This window comes from Tenacibaculum litopenaei, assembly GCF_964514025.1.
Lineage (GTDB): Bacteria > Bacteroidota > Bacteroidia > Flavobacteriales > Flavobacteriaceae > Polaribacter > Polaribacter litopenaei.
In genome coordinates this window covers 103,861-120,143 of sequence record NZ_CAZEQT010000005.1, presented here as the reverse complement: position 1 = coordinate 120,143, position 16,283 = coordinate 103,861, and the positions used below count along the sequence as shown (strand labels likewise).

The 16,283-nt window shown below is 37.9% G+C and carries 21 protein-coding genes and 3 tRNA genes; 8 read left to right on the top strand and 16 right to left on the bottom strand.

What is annotated here, in order from left to right:
* Window positions 1-24: 24 nt before the first annotated feature.
* Window positions 25-1,284, bottom strand: coding sequence for a glycosyltransferase (locus ACKTS5_RS07880; RefSeq protein WP_408043317.1), 1,260 nt, complete (start codon window positions 1,282-1,284; stop codon window positions 25-27).
* Between the two features lie 199 nt (window positions 1,285-1,483).
* Here ACKTS5_RS07880 and ACKTS5_RS07875 point away from each other — a divergent pair, with 199 nt between their 5' ends.
* The 4 genes from ACKTS5_RS07875 to ACKTS5_RS07860 all read left to right on the top strand — a co-directional run bounded on the left by ACKTS5_RS07875 (window position 1,484) and on the right by ACKTS5_RS07860 (window position 2,973).
* On the top strand, window positions 1,484-1,849 hold the full coding sequence (locus tag ACKTS5_RS07875) for a hypothetical protein (protein ID WP_408043316.1): 366 nt from the start codon (window positions 1,484-1,486) through the stop codon (window positions 1,847-1,849).
* Window positions 1,849-2,241, top strand: a complete 393-nt coding sequence (locus ACKTS5_RS07870; RefSeq protein WP_408043315.1) for a YchJ family protein — start codon at window positions 1,849-1,851, stop codon at window positions 2,239-2,241. Before ACKTS5_RS07875 ends, ACKTS5_RS07870 begins: the two co-directional genes overlap by 1 nt.
* A gap of 64 nt (window positions 2,242-2,305) precedes the next feature.
* Window positions 2,306-2,644 (top strand): DUF805 domain-containing protein, encoded by a 339-nt coding sequence (locus ACKTS5_RS07865; protein ID WP_408043314.1) that lies wholly within the window; start codon window positions 2,306-2,308, stop codon window positions 2,642-2,644.
* 143 nt (window positions 2,645-2,787) lie between these two features.
* A complete protein-coding gene (locus ACKTS5_RS07860; RefSeq protein ID WP_408043313.1) occupies window positions 2,788-2,973 on the top strand; it encodes a hypothetical protein in 186 nt (61 codons plus the stop codon).
* Window positions 2,974-3,034: 61 nt separating this feature from the next.
* On the opposite strand, the gene ACKTS5_RS07855 is transcribed toward ACKTS5_RS07860, so the two are convergent.
* The 3 genes from ACKTS5_RS07855 to ACKTS5_RS07845 all read right to left on the bottom strand — a co-directional run bounded on the left by ACKTS5_RS07855 (window position 3,035) and on the right by ACKTS5_RS07845 (window position 5,110).
* Window positions 3,035-3,379 (bottom strand): hypothetical protein, encoded by a 345-nt coding sequence (locus ACKTS5_RS07855; protein WP_408043312.1) that lies wholly within the window; start codon window positions 3,377-3,379, stop codon window positions 3,035-3,037.
* Window positions 3,380-3,465: 86 nt separating this feature from the next.
* A complete protein-coding gene (locus tag ACKTS5_RS07850; protein WP_408043311.1) occupies window positions 3,466-4,461 on the bottom strand; it encodes a hypothetical protein in 996 nt (331 codons plus the stop codon).
* 106 nt (window positions 4,462-4,567) lie between these two features.
* Window positions 4,568-5,110, bottom strand: coding sequence for a nucleotidyltransferase family protein (locus ACKTS5_RS07845; protein ID WP_408043310.1), 543 nt, complete (start codon window positions 5,108-5,110; stop codon window positions 4,568-4,570).
* Between the two features lie 218 nt (window positions 5,111-5,328).
* Between ACKTS5_RS07845 and ACKTS5_RS07840 the strand changes: the two genes are divergently transcribed.
* The gene (locus ACKTS5_RS07840; RefSeq protein WP_408043309.1) at window positions 5,329-5,532 is read left to right on the top strand and encodes a hypothetical protein; all 204 of its coding nucleotides are present in this window, start codon (window positions 5,329-5,331) and stop codon (window positions 5,530-5,532) included.
* A gap of 74 nt (window positions 5,533-5,606) precedes the next feature.
* Here ACKTS5_RS07840 and ACKTS5_RS07835 read toward each other — a convergent pair whose 3' ends face one another.
* Window positions 5,607-5,798, bottom strand: coding sequence for a cold-shock protein (locus ACKTS5_RS07835; protein ID WP_408043308.1), 192 nt, complete (start codon window positions 5,796-5,798; stop codon window positions 5,607-5,609).
* A gap of 401 nt (window positions 5,799-6,199) precedes the next feature.
* Here ACKTS5_RS07835 and ACKTS5_RS07830 point away from each other — a divergent pair, with 401 nt between their 5' ends.
* Window positions 6,200-6,379 carry a hypothetical protein gene (locus ACKTS5_RS07830; protein ID WP_408043307.1) on the top strand — a complete coding sequence of 60 codons (180 nt, stop codon included), beginning with the start codon at window positions 6,200-6,202 and terminating at the stop codon, window positions 6,377-6,379.
* Window positions 6,380-6,478: 99 nt separating this feature from the next.
* Here ACKTS5_RS07830 and ACKTS5_RS07825 read toward each other — a convergent pair whose 3' ends face one another.
* From ACKTS5_RS07825 to ACKTS5_RS07775, 11 genes are all read right to left on the bottom strand, one after another.
* On the bottom strand, window positions 6,479-7,849 hold the full coding sequence (locus tag ACKTS5_RS07825) for a hypothetical protein (RefSeq protein ID WP_408043306.1): 1,371 nt from the start codon (window positions 7,847-7,849) through the stop codon (window positions 6,479-6,481).
* Window positions 7,850-8,048: 199 nt separating this feature from the next.
* A complete protein-coding gene (locus tag ACKTS5_RS07820) occupies window positions 8,049-8,342 on the bottom strand; it encodes a DUF1330 domain-containing protein (protein ID WP_408043305.1) in 294 nt (97 codons plus the stop codon).
* A gap of 62 nt (window positions 8,343-8,404) precedes the next feature.
* Window positions 8,405-8,878 (bottom strand): Crp/Fnr family transcriptional regulator, encoded by a 474-nt coding sequence (locus ACKTS5_RS07815; protein WP_408043304.1) that lies wholly within the window; start codon window positions 8,876-8,878, stop codon window positions 8,405-8,407.
* 239 nt (window positions 8,879-9,117) lie between these two features.
* On the bottom strand, window positions 9,118-9,759 hold the full coding sequence (locus tag ACKTS5_RS07810; protein WP_408043303.1) for a hypothetical protein: 642 nt from the start codon (window positions 9,757-9,759) through the stop codon (window positions 9,118-9,120).
* Between the two features lie 225 nt (window positions 9,760-9,984).
* A complete protein-coding gene (locus tag ACKTS5_RS07805; RefSeq protein ID WP_408043302.1) occupies window positions 9,985-10,383 on the bottom strand; it encodes an ACT domain-containing protein in 399 nt (132 codons plus the stop codon).
* Window positions 10,384-10,714: 331 nt separating this feature from the next.
* Window positions 10,715-10,790 (bottom strand) — tRNA-His (locus tag ACKTS5_RS07800).
* A gap of 220 nt (window positions 10,791-11,010) precedes the next feature.
* Window positions 11,011-11,086, bottom strand: a tRNA-His gene (locus tag ACKTS5_RS07795).
* Between the two features lie 253 nt (window positions 11,087-11,339).
* Window positions 11,340-11,415 (bottom strand) — tRNA-His (locus ACKTS5_RS07790).
* Between the two features lie 55 nt (window positions 11,416-11,470).
* On the bottom strand, window positions 11,471-12,187 hold the full coding sequence (bshB1, locus tag ACKTS5_RS07785; RefSeq protein ID WP_408043301.1) for a bacillithiol biosynthesis deacetylase BshB1: 717 nt from the start codon (window positions 12,185-12,187) through the stop codon (window positions 11,471-11,473).
* The gene (locus tag ACKTS5_RS07780; protein ID WP_408043300.1) at window positions 12,184-13,380 is read right to left on the bottom strand and encodes a trans-sulfuration enzyme family protein; all 1,197 of its coding nucleotides are present in this window, start codon (window positions 13,378-13,380) and stop codon (window positions 12,184-12,186) included. Before ACKTS5_RS07780 ends, bshB1 begins: the two co-directional genes overlap by 4 nt.
* 49 nt (window positions 13,381-13,429) lie before the next feature.
* Window positions 13,430-14,845 carry an MATE family efflux transporter gene (locus tag ACKTS5_RS07775; RefSeq protein WP_408043299.1) on the bottom strand — a complete coding sequence of 472 codons (1,416 nt, stop codon included), beginning with the start codon at window positions 14,843-14,845 and terminating at the stop codon, window positions 13,430-13,432.
* A 98-nt stretch (window positions 14,846-14,943) separates the two neighbouring features.
* Between ACKTS5_RS07775 and ACKTS5_RS07770 the strand changes: the two genes are divergently transcribed.
* Both ACKTS5_RS07770 and ACKTS5_RS07765 read left to right on the top strand, forming a co-directional pair.
* Entirely contained in the window at window positions 14,944-15,744 is an 801-nt protein-coding gene (locus ACKTS5_RS07770) for a Rossmann-like and DUF2520 domain-containing protein (RefSeq protein WP_408043298.1), read from the top strand.
* Window positions 15,728-16,255: a KdsC family phosphatase gene (locus ACKTS5_RS07765; RefSeq protein WP_408043297.1), complete on the top strand. Its 528-nt coding sequence runs from the start codon at window positions 15,728-15,730 to the stop codon at window positions 16,253-16,255. The genes ACKTS5_RS07770 and ACKTS5_RS07765 overlap by 17 nt, the downstream gene beginning before the upstream one ends.
* Window positions 16,256-16,283 lie beyond the last annotated feature (28 nt).

The following is a 16,283-nucleotide window of genomic DNA, read 5'->3' as shown; positions in this document are numbered from 1 at the left end:
TTCCATACTAACTCCTTTTGTTTATCAGCTATTAATGGCTGTGTATCTTTTTGATTTTCGCATTCCGTCATTGACTGCTAACTCCACATTTTCTGGTAAATCAACAACATCTGCATTTTTAGTTCCTTTATTGGTTAATTTATAAGTAAAAGCTATTTGCCCCAATTGAAATACAATTTTTATAGAATCTTTCATTGACAATTTGGAACCATCCATATGTACCCAGCGTTTTAGTGGCTGTTCACAAACCAATTCCTTGGCTCTTTGCAAACCAAATTTCTTTTGCATACGCATAAAAATTTCCACGTCGAACAACCATTTTGTAATGAACTTTTGTCCAAACAAGATTTCAACGACATCTCTCTCAAATATTTTAGCACCGCATTGAGTGTCTTTAAAATTCATAGAAAGTATTTTCCTGATGATAAAGTTAATCGTCATACTGATAATGGCACGCGCCGAGTCTTTGGCAATCTTAGCCCCCATTCTTTGAATTCTTGAACCGCTAACAATTTTAAAATCTTCGCTTTCTATGGTGGCAACCAAATCTTCAAAATCAGCAAAATCTGTTGACAAATCCGCATCTAAAAACCCAATATAATCCAGCTTTTTATGAGTGGCCATGTAGAGCATTCCCTGACGAACGGCCTCCGCCTTTCCTCCATTTTGGGCACAATTATACACCGTGATATATTCCTCTCTTCCTTCTCTCAAACTGTTTAGTACTTCAAGCGTCTTGTCTTTACTTCCGTCGTTAACAAAACACAAATTGTATCCGGAATACTCATCAATAAAGCTTAAAAATTGACTTCCCGACAAGCGTTCTTCTTCGTTGTAACACGGAATAACTACGCCAACGCTGCGCTTCTGGATAAGTACACGGTCTGTTAGTTTCGCCGACTTCGCAGTAGCCTCATTACCCTGTGGCACACCTATTAAGCGTTTTGTTCGTGCACATATCTCATTCAGACTGATGGGTTTTTTCATATAATCATCAATCCCCAAATCAAATCCTCGTAAAATGGTTTCATCATCAACACTTCCTGACAACACCATTATTCTGGCATCTGACTTTTGTTCTTCTCGAATGAACTTTACAATTTCCAAACCGGATATGGTAGGCATGTGTACATCCACTATGACCAAATCGGGCTGAAAAGAAACAAACAAATTTTTACCAATTACCGGACTCGTCTCTATCTTTACAGTATAGCCGAGTGCCGTTAATCGTTTTTCAATGGGTAGTAGCACTAATTGCTCGTCATCTATGACTAATATTTTCATTGTATGTTAAATTTCGGGGTTAGCTCTTTAAATATAGTTTTTTCCAACTGAATTACCAAACCCACACAATTGATTTTCAAGCTTTTTTAGTTCAACAACCCTATTGTATAGATGAATGGTATCACGCTTTTTTAATCCCATTAAAAACGCATAGCAAATTGAAAAGCATTATTTTTGCCTCCTTAATAGAAAATAAACTATGACCGCAGAAGATATTGTCGGAAGCTACCACATAATTGGGACCAATCAAAATGATAGTCCCGAAGAATATCGAGGTACGCTATCACTAACGCTTGATCAACATAAGCGCATTGTAGCTGAATGGTGCATTCACGACAATCAATTACAATTCGGTTATGGATTTTTTAAAGACAACATTCTGGTAATAAATTTTTATTACTACGGTAGTGAAAACGACAAATACAAAGGTGTTGTCGTATACCGTTGCTTAACCTCTAACATTTTAGATGGTTTTTGGTCAGAAAAACACGGCGATTTGGACTTTCTTGGAGAGGAACGCTGCTTTAAAATTGATACCACTAACCAACAAAACCCTACCTGCTAATGAAGTGTCCTTGCTCACCAAACAAAACCTACGAATCCTGCTGTGCCCCTATCCATCGCGATGTACACAATGCTACCACTGCAGAGTTACTTATGCGTTCGCGTTACAGCGCGTTTGTTTTAGCAAATGGTCATTACCTATCCTTGAGTCATCATCACACAGAGCGTTTATCTAAACGCGAAATGAAAGAATTAATTCATTGGACCACTTCTGTACAATGGTTAGGCTTGCAAGTAATGAACACCCAATCCGGAGGCCCCAATGACGACACAGGTATCGTAGAATTCAAGGCCCACTTTATTGAACACGGGAAAACGAATTTCATTCACGAACGCTCAAAATTTGTTCGAGAAAATGGACATTGGGTCTATTTAAACGGTGCGCATCAATAATTTGATAACCACATTTTTCCTATAAAATAAAATAGTATCTTGCGCACCTTAAAAATTTGCTATTATGTTCAAAAACATTTTTTCATTTGAAGGTCGCATTCGTCGATCAGAACACAATTTCACCTTATTAATTTATTTGGTTTTAGTTCAAATCATCCAACTCTTAATGGAGTCGTTGAATATGCCGTTGCTTGTCATTTTGATATTCCCTTTGCTCTATATTTTTATAGCACAGAGCGCTAAACGTTGCCATGATTTAGGCAACTCAGGTTGGTATCAACTCATTCCTTTTTACGGATTGGTTCTTATCTTTTCGGATAGTAAGTTTGGGCCTAACAAATACGGTGACAACCCAAAAGGAGAAGGTAATGGATCTGAAATCAATCAAATAGGAACAGAATAATTTCTTTTTTTTGAAATACTAAGGCTTGTTACTTTAGTCGCTTTTGTGGTATAACTTTATCATTTTTCCTTACTTAAAGTAAGGAAATTACACGCAATTTTGGGTAATTTATAACTAAGTTTCCAGTACTAAATTACCAATCAATGTTAAACTATATTACCACTTTAGGAAAAAAATTAAATTCAGAACAACAGCGTAACATCCAAGGAGGAATTTCGGGTATTTGCCCAAGTGTAGGCATGCGATGTAATGCCCAATATCCAAGTCTCATAAATTGTATCAGTGATGTAGACTACTGTTGTGTTGATGGAAAGTTCAAAGTATGTTAAAAAAAGCGAGAAAACTCGCTTTTTTTATTTTACCATCTTATTAACAAGTCCTCACTATCAGCTAAGACTTCAAAATATCCGGGACTCTTACATAAGTAGCGAAAACAATTGCCACTACTATTAAAGCTACTACTTCATGAGGTTTTCCTTTATACATATGAATACCTGTAATTAATACGTAATAGCCTATTAAAAAGCTCGCCCCGTAGTAAACTGTTTTCTGATATAAAAATAAACCGGTTGCTACCAGCAAGAATATTCCGGTTCCTACAATTACCACTGGATTACTTACAACCTTGTTCAATTGTTCTGCTGAACTTATTTTTTCCAGGGCATTGGGTATAAAAATTAAACTCAACATCAATGAAGGGAGCCATATCAAGAATGGCTTTAATAATTTTTTCATAACTCTTTTTTCTTAGTCATCTGCGATTTGATTTATACAGCGTATTAATAGTCCTAAAGTTAGTATTTTTTCTCTAACTTTCAGCATTACTCACGTTCAGTGCGTACGCGTTCATCAATCCACTGCATGAGCGCTAGTTTATCAACTGAAATCCACGTTCCCTCCACGTTTTTCTTTTCCGATTTGCTATCTTTTGGATAAATAATGGTTAGACTAGCGTCTTTATTTCCTGCCATTTGTAATTCAGCTACCAATCCCACCATATCAGGGCCGTTATTATCGAAGGGAGTTTTCTTTTTTTCCTTTAACCAATATTGAATGGCTTCTTGCATGTACGTGCGAAAAGGAATATTTTTAAAAACAGCAATATTTCTACTGCTAGTATCTGAATAACTATAGATTGAAAAATTCAAATAATTTTCCATGACCTCTGCTGGTGTTCCTCCAAGATTACTCGCTAGTAAATAGGTTGTTAATTTCCCTTCCCATACGGCACCCTTATTCTGGTTAATACGTACATCCCGAGCTCCTTCATTGTACTGGCGTACCCAGTCTAATGCAGAATCGCAAACAACGACCCCTCGAATATTCAATCGTGGCTTAGGTTTCTCTTGCGCAATGTATTTTAGGTAACTCAATGCTCGGTGACCAGATAGTCCTACCCCTAAAAAAAACACATTATTCGTTGGTAGCGCATACTTCGTAAATGCCTTTTTCAGCTGTTCCTGCGCCTGGTGTAACGATGACTTTTTAAAGAAAAAGTCCAGAGGAATTTCGGTGGAAATAGAAAGGACCGCAAACCCTTTTTGATTGGCTTGATCATATAACAAACGAGCCATTTTGTTCTTTTTCTCAAAGCCAGCATCTTCAAAAAACACGAGTGTTCCGCGAATATTTTTTGCTGCTGGTAGGTACAAAGTATAGCCTTTTGAAATATACGGTAGTACCGACTTAGTTTCTTTGCCTATACGCTGTACTTTGTTCAGTGGTGCAGGTTGATACTCTTGCACCAAACGTTGACTGTAAAGCAACTGCCCACCTCCCAATAGGACAAGCGTGATTCCTGTAACAATAGCTTTCATCTCATTCTTAATTTCTATTCTACCGACGAAAGATACACCAACGTTGTTTTGGCGATTGTTAAGAGACTGCCAAAAATGACTAATAGCCCCTCATAATAGTAAAATTCTAAATAGAAGTATATGTTAAATACATCCAATAGGATTTCCAATTCTTTTTTCGACTACGTTCCTCAAACACTTGCTGAGACGCCTTTGGGCTCTTTCGGATCTGTAGACTAAAAAGATCTCTAAATCCATACGGGGCCAGAAATTCCAAATCATCACTCTCGGTTACCCTTACCGCTATCGCTGTTGCCGTTTCAGGCCAAAACGAAATAGCATCAATGCAATTTTCATAAGGAGAGTGCCCATTTCTGACATGCATACGTGCTTGGTTTTTAACAGACCACTTACCTTCGGGTATCCTGTTTTTTAAACGTGCTATTTGCTCGTGCTCCTCTGCTTCACTCCCACCTTCTTCGAAATAAATCACATCAATATCGAACAAAGAGCGATACTGAGAATTATGTAATTCGTCCCAAACTTTATTTCTCAAAAAACCCGCACCTATCCAACAATCTGGTAATTCTAAATCCCGCACCGCTCGTAATACACCCATCATCGAATCGTCAGCAAAAAGCCACTCTTTTATTTGTAATTCATAATTCATACTATCAGTAGCATTACTAATTTCTACTTACTTTTTATAGCGTTTTCATTTTTTGTTTCTAATCAAAAAAGTCTCGAATCCATTGACTTCTTTGAACAGCTAAACTACCGAATTGAAAATCAAACTTCTTTGAACAGTATTGAAATCGAATACTAAATTCAGCAAATTTTAACAGTACACCTCTTTGATATTAATCCTATCTTTGCGCCAAAAAAGTTGTGAATAATATTCTTACCTACCTCATTCGAGGTTTATTGATTGTAGGTATTATGTTGTGTATTGACCGCATTATTGACCTATTAAAATCCGATAAAAAACAAAACCAATGGCAACAATTGAGCTCGAAAGGAATTCGCATTCTACTATTGTTGATCATCTTGATATCTCTGTTGTACTTGCTCTTCGTGAGCTATACTTCATAAACTAATGGTGTACCTAATAGGTACAAAAAAAGGTCGTCTGTACAGACGACCTTTAGTAACTTTTATAATTGAGATTAGATTACCTCAACATTAACGGCGTTAATACCTTTTTTTCCTTGTTCAGTGTTGTAACGAACGCGGTCATTTTCTCTAATTTCGTCGATTAATCCAGAAACGTGTACAAATACATCTTTACCTGTATCTGCATCTGTGATAAATCCAAAACCTTTTGATTCGTTAAAAAACTTTACTGTGCCTTCTTGCATTTTAATTAATTTTAAATGATTATTTATACTTCGCTCCCTCAGATGCCTTTGATTATCTTTTAACTCATTTTTTGAACTAAATAGAAAAGCTAACCATTTTAAAAGTACTGATAAAATAAATAAAGGCAAGAAGAGTTGTTACTCAAAAAACTAATTACTAAATAAGACCTTATAAATGAAAAGCATTCCTTAGGAACGTCCCAAAGGTACATTAATTTAGGTTAGTATTTCACTACCTAATCATTATTTTTTCCACGATTTTATAAACAAAATTCTCAAGTCAAGAGTACCCCGAGCATATCTTTAGTAAAAAGTATAGTTTATCCTTACTTTTTTTATGGTTTTTTTTCTTCACAACAGATTGCAAGTTGCTAATTTTAAGAAATTTAAATAACCAAACCATGCTAAAAAACATTTCAAACTTAGGTACAGCGCTAAACAAAAAGGAACAAAAATCTATTAACGGAGGAAATCGTTGGAGACAATGTGGGACTCGTTGGTGTTGTTTAACCTTACCAAACGGACACGAATTAAGAGAGCCTTGCTTTTGTAACCGTTGGGGAAGCTGTATCCTATTATAAGAAAATTACAAACTACCGCATTGGAATGCGGTAGTTTTTTTTAAACTTCCGTCGATCTACGGAATAAAAAAAGCGGTAGTATTAACCACCGCTCGTATTTTATTTTTCATTCATTTTCTTTTCCAATTGTTGCACTCTTATGAGCAACGATTTTAGAAGTTTATTTTCTTCCTCTAAGGTTTTGATTTTTTTCTGCTGAGCTCTTAGCGTTTCTATTTCCTTTTGTTGCTGGATGGTATACAAGGTTAGTTGTTCGATCTTCTCCAATAATCTCGCGTCCATATCGGCCAAGTAAAAACCTTCTTTTGCCACTATTTCAGCACTAGGAATGTTTGCCAGATGTCCTTTTTGACGTATGTGCTCTTCTACCTCCGTTAAACTTGGTAAATCATAAGTTGGTTGAAAAACGTAGTCCGGCCAGTTGCTCTTTGCTGCTACTTTAACTTCTAAAGCAGCTACCTTTCCATTAACTCCCAATTTAAATCCACTTGTATCAACAGTACCAACACCTATATTCCCGGTATTTAAGTCTACCGCGAATACCTCACTTTCCGTCATTTTTTGTCCAGACTTCTTACCGATAAAGAATTTGCCGTTATTGGCAAAAGCCACTGCTGAACTCGAACTAGGAGTCGCATCTGAAAACTCGATACTAGGCACAAACTCTTTAATCGTTAAAGATGACTTTCCGTTTACATCTAGTTGATTTTCGGGATTTAACAAAACCGTTCTATTCGTGTCTTGAAAAACTTCAAACTTGGCATTTGGTGTTGTAGTACCGACTCCTACACTACCGTTTGAGTTGATGTAAAACTTTGCGTACTGTAATTGTCCAATAGCATCAGGACTACTCGTCTTTGGTGCTACACCAATCATATAGGAATTCGCGTGATCTCTGTACGGATTTCCTGCATACCAATAGTTCGTTTGCCCCATACTTACTATTCCTGCTCCTCTGTAGTCATTATGACTTTCTAAATACAATCGAGATGACAAATACCCAGTACCATTATCAGGATTAAGATACATGTGCCCCTGCCCAATGATATTTCCATTTACCGTAAGCTTCCCCTTAGGATTGTCGGTTCCAATCCCCACGTTATTATTACTCCCTAGGATGACCATTGCATTCCCAGTTCGCGTATCCCAACGATGACCATAATAACCAAAATTTAGATACCGTGCCTCCAAAAGTGAACTGTTATACGCAGAATAGGCATGCGTGTAATTGTTAGGGTCAAAAGTAAGTTTAGCACCACTTGCTAAAGTTATCCCACCATTCACCTGTAATTTTTTATTAGTATCCGGACTTGCGAAAGACCCCAAACTCGTTTGACCAATCGCCACAATTCCACTTTGATAAATAAAGTCGGACTTCCCTCCTGACTCGGTAGTTACTTTTTCCTGACCATACGCACTTGTAAACGCAGTCAACATAGCAATAGATGCAATTTTTAATGTAGTTTTCATAAAAAAATAATATTTCAGTGAATTACAACAAGACAACACCGAAGGCTCACCTTTAGTCAGTTTAATATCGATAGTGTTGTTGTAAATGCAATTTATTCGGGGCAAAAATAAAAAAACTAGCCAATTCAAGCTAGTTTTTTTTATCATATCCTATTAAATCCTCTTCCATGTCAGTTTTCTGAATTTTAATAGCATTCCTTTATAATCCCGATTCAAAAATTACGGCTTCGCTAGTACTCACTCCTTGCCTCCATTTTTTTAAAGGTTGGTATGCTGGATCGTTATAAAACCCTAAGGCCTTCTGCTTCGAGTCAAATTCAATAAGCACCAATCGACCTGCAGGTAGTACTCCCTCAATGTACTCTGGAGTATCATCTACAGCAAGGGTGATCCCTCCGTACCGTTTTACAATTGGTACCGCTTTACTTAGGTAAGAATGTGCGAACTCCTCGTAGTTATTGACACTAACAAATGCTAACATATATGCTTTCATACTTAAAAATTTTAATTGAAATCAAAATTAGCTGCTGGCAATACCCCCTGCATTAATATATATTAAGAGTTGGAACGCAATGCATCGTGCTTTGCCTTGCTAAGAGCCTCGGGGGTCATTCCTAAATAGGAAGCGATCATTTTTTGTGATACTCGTTGCACTAATGACGGATAAGTTTGTAAAAAATGTTCGTAACGTTCTAATCCCGTATAACTCATTAACATGATTACTCGTTGTTGTAATACCCACATGCGTTTCGATATGGCTTGCAATTGTGATTCAGTACCTATCAATTCCTTTTTTCTAATACGAACTTCGGTGTCTTCTAACGCCTCAATATACAATTCCGCGGGTAGTGTACTCGGTGTTGCATCTGCAACAATCCACCCTTCAGGAGCGAACATAAAGGTGTACTCTCTTCCCTTTTTATCAATGGTATAACAGCGTAGTAAGCCTGAAACGACTTCATAAACACAGGTATTATACACTCCACTACGTTGTAAACACGTTCCTTTCTTTATTTTCATTACTTCCATAAACATCAATTTAAATCATGTAAAGGATAACATCTTTCTTTCAATACTTGATCAAGAATACCATCCAATGATATACAACACCCAATACCTGCGACAATTGCTGATTGTTGTCTACTTTTTCATGTGCCCCTTCCATCAACCCAATTGTGATTTGAATGCCCGTGTCGCACCTTAATTATTTTACTGAGAATGAATATGTAAACCTAAAAAACGCAAGAAATAACAAACGACGAATTTCCCTATTCCCGAGTCTCCCAAATAGTTGTTGAACTACCTATAGGATATTGTTCCGCTAACTCTTTCCTACCTTGTTCAAAATTATAGATGAGTGCTGGTTCAGTTAGTACCCCTTTCTGAAACTCTTCTTCTAAAGAAAACAATAACGAAAGTTCCTTTAAAGTCCTTTTGTATATGGGAAGTGATCCATAGCTCGATATCTTTTGTAAATTGATCAGTTCTGTAAATATCCTATTGTGTGTATAGTCCGATAAATTCTTAGCAATGATTTCATTGGACACAATCTTCTCCATCAATTGAGGATATGGAACGGGATTGTTTTTTTTAATCTCAATTAGACGTTCCTCGGATATTTTAAGACTATCTTTTTCCAACGATTGTATGTACGTTTCCAAACCAATGACATATACGTGCGTTCTATCCAGTATATTCGATGCCGATTTTAAAAGTTTAATGGTATCAGAAACTTCTTTAGTTTTATTTGACCTGTCAGACAACGTTATAGCCAATAATACCCCAAACAATGTCGCAATCATCGTTGACAAAAAAGACAAGGCCTCTGCCTTATTGCCCTTTCTTCTGATGATCCATAAAAACACAAGACTAGCGATACTCAATACTATCAGGACAATCAAATTACTCATAAAAACAAGGTTTCAAGTTAGGTTTAGAGTCAAATGTAATTTCTTTTTTTCAAATGCGATGGGGTCCCAGTATTTTTATGACGTAAAAAGCGGAATTCGACATCTATATCCCGTAAAACAACTGGCCTTTTCGAGCCAAATACAAGCACATTAAGAATTTTAAGTTCTTTAGATGTTATAGTAAGTAAACATCATTACTTAGCCTAGTACTATAATGCGCTTCTATTAGTCAATTTTCTTTAAGCCTTGCAATACCGATAAGGCACGATGGCCATCTTTTTCAGCAACAAACACATGATCGTGATAGTAAGCTGCCACAACATTACAGCTAATCCCTTCGGCTGCCAGTGCATTTGAAAATGCTGCCGTCAAACCAACAGCTTCTAATGATGAGTGTATTTGTAGTGTAATCCAGGCCGCCGTATACTCATAGGTATATCCCAAAGAATCAGCTAGTGATTTTTCAAGAATAATTGTTGTCGCTTCTTCTTCTTTAAACACTCCTATGAGTTCATCCCAAGGAAGACCTTGCAATGAACTGACTTTACAAAACACGTACACTCCTTCTTGTAGTTTAGGAGTCATATTTTCCAAAAGCTTTACCAATTTTGTTTCTCCCGACAATTCCTCTTGTTTATGTTATTATACAAATATTGAATTCTTTACTACAGGGCTCGGCTCTTGGTCTGCTTACTTAGCAAGTCTTTATAAGCACTTCGTTGAACACTACAGCAAAGCTCCATAGCCATCAATGTCTTAGCTTCTCGAGCCAACTCGTTAATTAATACCCTGAATTTTAAAAATACAACTAAAGTTCGAAGAAATAAATTTATAGTGAAATCTTTATGATAGCAATTTGCTCCTCAGCTCCGTTATTGACTAAAACGCTTCGCGTAACAACTTTATACAGTATAAAAACAAAAAAACCTCAGTATTTCTACTGAGGTTTAACTTTGGGTGGAAGATCGGTCTCGAACCGACGACCTCCGGAACCACAATCCGGCGCTCTAACCAACTGAGCTACAACCACCATTTGTTTTGCGAGTGCAAATATACAAAATAATTGAGAATTACACTCAAGTTTAAACTATAAATCAGGGTTAATTTCCACAAAAAAATGCTATTAGCTGTCTTCCAGAATGATACGTTAAAACGATCCCTACGCTAGCCTATATACGCATACGAGGAGGCCTGTTGGTTAAAATAAAAGTTATAAAAAAGCCTTAGTATTTCTACTAAGGCTTTACTATTGGGTGGAAGATCGGTCTCGAACCGACGACCTCCGGAACCACAATCCGGCGCTCTAACCAACTGAGCTACAACCACCAGGTATTTTGCGGGTGCAAACATACAAAATAATCAGAAATTACAACAAAAATATTTAGATAAAATATAAGTTTCCACAACTATAAAGTTGATTTAGGAACAGTCCCCATTTAGGCCTACTCATAAAATAATCAGAGCGCGGTGTTGGGAGTGAATTTTACAACAATTTCAAGAGATGACTACTCTACCGTTGGTCTGACTAAAAATTTTGAACAACAAAAAAGCCTTAGTATTTCTACTAAGGCTTGGCATTTGGGTGGAAGATCGGTCTCGAACCGACGACCTCCGGAACCACAATCCGGCGCTCTAACCAACTGAGCTACAACCACCATATGTCTTGCGGGTGCAAATATACAAGCTTTTCGCAATTCCGCCAAACTTTTATCTAAAAAATTTCGCTTAAACTTTTAACTCCTACGTAACGTTCTGAATTAAAACCCTCTGCAAAATCAACTCCTACAAGCCTTCCTAAATCTTTTGCCCGATATTCAATACTATCAGTAAAATTCTTACTCGTTATTGGAGTTTCCGGTTCCTCACTATTGGGATCGTAGAACTGAGAGGCATAGGCCATCACAGAGGCTATTTTCTTGTCCATATACCCAGTCACATCGACAACGAAATCAGGTTCAATATTTTTCCATTGAATATAGTGATATACTTGTTTCGGGCGCCATTTCTCTTGAGCTACCCCATCAATGCTCGTTGCTATCTTTAGTAGTCCACTCAAAAAGCAGGCATCGGAAACGAGTTTACTCCCCTTGGGGTGATCGATATGACGATCATCAACAGCATTACAAAGCACGATATCGGGTTGGTACTTTCGAATCATTCTAATTACTGCTAGTTGATGTTCTTTGTCATTTTTAAAGAACCCATCTGAGAAACCGAGATTTTCACGTACTGATACTCCCAATATTTCGGCCGCTTTCGCCGCTTCTTGATCTCTTAATTCCGCTGAACCTCTCGTTCCTAATTCTCCTCTCGTAAGATCAACTATTCCCACCTTTTTTCCAAGGGCTATTTCTTTCGCAATTGTTGCACTGCAACCTAATTCTACGTCATCCGGATGTGCTCCGAAAGCAAGTATGTCTAATTTCATAAATTACTCTTCTGTACTTCTTTTTTTGTACTTTTTTTAATTTTGCTCCGCTCTATGGCTTGGTTAATATCTTCAATTAAATCACTCGTATCTTCAATTCCAACAGAAAATCGGAGAAGTCTATCGGAGATTCCTTGTCGCGCTCGTTCTTCTTCGGAAAGCAAGGCGTGCGAAGTCTGTGACGGACTTAACACCGTACTCTCTACTCCGGCCAAACTCATAGATGATTTTATCAATTCTAAATTACGTTGGAATTCCATCGCTCCATACCCTTCCTTTAATTCGAAAGACAACATACCTCCAAAAGCACTCATTTGCTTTTGTGCTACCTGATACTGAGGGTGTGAAAGTAACCCAGGGTAATGTACTTTATCCACTGCCTTGTGCTGTTCCAAATACATGGCCAATTCCATCGCATTTTCACATTGTTTTTGAACCCGCAAATTAAGTGTTTTTAAACTTCGTTCCAACATCCAAACCGTAAATTCACTAAGGCTTCCTCCTAAATTTTTGGCGAGATCCCAAATTCGATGAATGTCTCTTGCCGTACCAACCACTGCTCCAGCCAAAATATCGGAATGTCCTCCTAAATATTTTGTTGCTGAATGCACTACTACATCAATTCCAAGTGCAATCGGATTTTGATTGATCGGTGTTGCAAACGTATTGTCGATCATCGAACGAATTTCATAGCTCTTTGCCAATGCTGCAACTGCTTCAATATCGACTAATTTCAAGAGTGGATTCGAGGGTGTTTCAATAAAAATAAGTCTCGTATTTGCCTGAATGGCTTCTTCAAAATCAGCCACATCCATTCCTTTAGTTAGCGTATAGGTAATTCCGAACTTCTCTAATTCTTCTTTTACGAAATTGTAGGTACCGCCATAGAGGGTTTCTTGGAGTACAACATGATCTCCTCGCTCCAAAAAGGCCAACATGCTCGTGCTAATTGCCGCCATTCCTGAAGCCAATAGCAAGGCTGCCTCTGCCCCTTCGAGGGCTGCAATTTTTTCACTTACTCCCAATTGATTTGGCGTATTAAAGTACCTCGGATATCGCTTCACATCAACTCCATCAAAAGCATAAGAAGTAGCCATGTACAAAGGAGATATAGATCCTTTAAACTGTTCATCTTTTAGTTCGCCTACATGTGTACATATGGTATTTTTACCAAAATTTGTGTTTTTTTTCATTTTAAAAGCTGGTTAAACGTTTCGTAATATGTAAGTTACGAAAAACATTTTAAACTTTCACCTGCTTCCAATTCCCCTTCCTAAACCACAAAACACCAATAATAGCAATGAGTACCTCTGCCAAGGTTATAGACCAAAAGACTCCTTTTGGACCGTAATCGAAATAAATGGCAACGGCATAGGCAAAAGGTAATTGAAACAACCAAAAACAAACAAAATTGATAATGGTTGGTGTTATGGTATCCCCCGCTCCGTTAAACGATTGAATTGTTACCATACCATAAGCATAGGCGATATAACCTATAGCCATAACTCGCAAACACAGCGCTCCGTTTTCAATTACCGTTGCATTTGAAGAAAACAGGGCTAAAAATTCCGTAGCTCCTACCAAATAAACTAACGATACCAACCCCATAAACCACGCGCAATACTTACTTGTAATCCATACCGATTGTTCCGCACGCTCAGGTTGTTTAGCTCCTAAATTTTGTCCTACTAAAGTAGCAGCGGCATTGCTCATTCCCCAAGCGGGCATTAAAGTAAACAGCATAATACGAATGGCAATCGTGTATCCCGCCAATACTTCGCTTCCAAATTCAGATATCATGCGCATTAAAAATACCCAACTAGAAGTCCCTATTAAAAATTGTCCGATTCCTCCAATAGAAACGCGTAGTAATTGAAGCATTAGAGCGAGTTGCAATTGCAGTGCTCTTAGACTCAGTTTTATTTTACCTGATCCAAAAAACAAAATCCCTAATTGGAGTACTACCGCAACCCCTCTACCGGTGGTTGTGGCAATAGCAGCCCCTTCAAGGCCGTACGCTGGAATGGGGCCCCAACCAAAAATCAACAGGGGATCCAAAATCATGTTGAGCACGTTAGATACTATAAGCGTCCACATGGCTATGGAGGCATTTCCCGCCCCTCGGAACACGGCATTTATTAAGAATAACAACATTACGGTAATGTTTCCTCCTAGTACTATTTGCGTGTAACCGTATCCTTCTGCAATCAATTCGGGAGATCCTCCCATGAGTTCCAATAACTCTTTGGGATAAACGATCCCCACAGCACTGATAAGTGCTGCCAATACGACGCCTAAGAAAATTACCTGTACCGCAGTTTCATTGGCTTTTTCGGGCTCATTTTCACCGATACGACGGGCCACCATTGCCGTGGCTGACATACTCAATCCAATGGCTACCGCGTACACCAAGGTCAGTACTGACTCGGTTAATCCCACGGTTGCAATAGCATTAACGCTTACCCTCGATACAAAAAACGCATCGACCAAAGCAAATACCGATTCAAAAAGCATTTCCAAAATCATTGGAATTGACAGCATAAAAACTGCTCTTTTCAAATTTCCTTGGGTAAAGTCGTGCTCTTTCCCTAAGATAGCTTGTTTAAATAAAGAAAAAATAGAATGTATATAAGTTGAAGTATGATTGTATTTTGTCATTTTAAAAAGTTTTCACATAAACAATGAACCTTTAACACAAAGGTTTTTAAATAATTATATGTCGATGGGTAAACTTAAACAATCATAATGATACAAATATGCAAAAAAAATCGCAAATCCTCTTAAATAAAATCAATATCTTCGCTTATATGATTCGAATAGCTATTATAGGAGGAGGCAATATCGCCCATCATTTGATTCGTGCTTTTTTACCCGTTCCACAAGTTGAAATTGTGGAACTTTATGCGAGGAAACCCGAGCAATTAAGCGAATTCAATACCCTTCCTATCGCCCATTCACTTAATGAAATGAAAGCAGTAGACGTGGCAATTGTCGCAGTCTCTGACGACGCCATCTCTATTGTTTCACAGCAACTTAACAATGCCCGATTGGTAGTCCATACCTCGGGAAGCGCTGATCTACAAAGCTTGGAGAATTCACAGAGAAAAGGAGTATTTTACCTATTACAGAGTTTTAGCAAGGCAAAAGAAGTCGACTTCTCTGATGTTCCTTTTTGTTTAGAAGCACCAAACCCAGATGATTTTGCGCTGTTGAAAACATTGGCTGAATGTATCGGCTCTAAAATTTATGCAATAAATTCTGAGCAACGTCGCTATTTACATGTGGCAGCTGTCTTCGTCAACAATTTCACCAATCACCTATATAAAATTGGGTATGATATTTGTAATCGCTATGCTGTACCTTTTGAAGTATTGCATCCGCTAATCGGTGAAACAGCAGCTAAAATTCAAAACTTAGCTCCTGAATCGGCACAAACCGGACCAGCCAAGCGCAACGACGAAAAGACCATACAAAAACACCTGAATCTTTTGACTCAGGAACAACAAGAAATTTATCAATTATTAACCGATTCAATACGAAATGGAAAAAAGTTATAAAGAGTTACTTCCACAAATTGACACTCTGATCTTTGATGTTGATGGGGTATTAACTAACGGAATGGTAACCATCATGCCTAGTGGTGAACTCATACGACATATGAATATCAAGGATGGCTACGCGCTCAAAGCTGCGGTAAAAGCTGGATATCGCGTGTGTATCATCTCGGGTGGTAAAAACGAAGGTGTGCGAACGCGTCTTGCCAACCTCGGTATTCAAGACATCTACTTGGGTGCACACAATAAAATGGAACAGTACACTGAACTCGTTGAAAAGTATCAATTAAACCCAGCCAACGTGATGTATATGGGCGATGATATTCCGGACTACCCAGTAATGGCCAAAGTAGGAATGCCTTGTAGCCCTAATGACGGTGTACGAGAAATAAAACAGGTATCGAAGTACATCTCAGATAAAAAAGGAGGCGAAGGCTGTGTCCGTGACATCATTGAGCAGGTACTCCGTGTACAAGGTAAGTGGGACGACAATTTTGACGCCCAATACGACTAACAATTTTAACTAGTAAATTCATTAAATC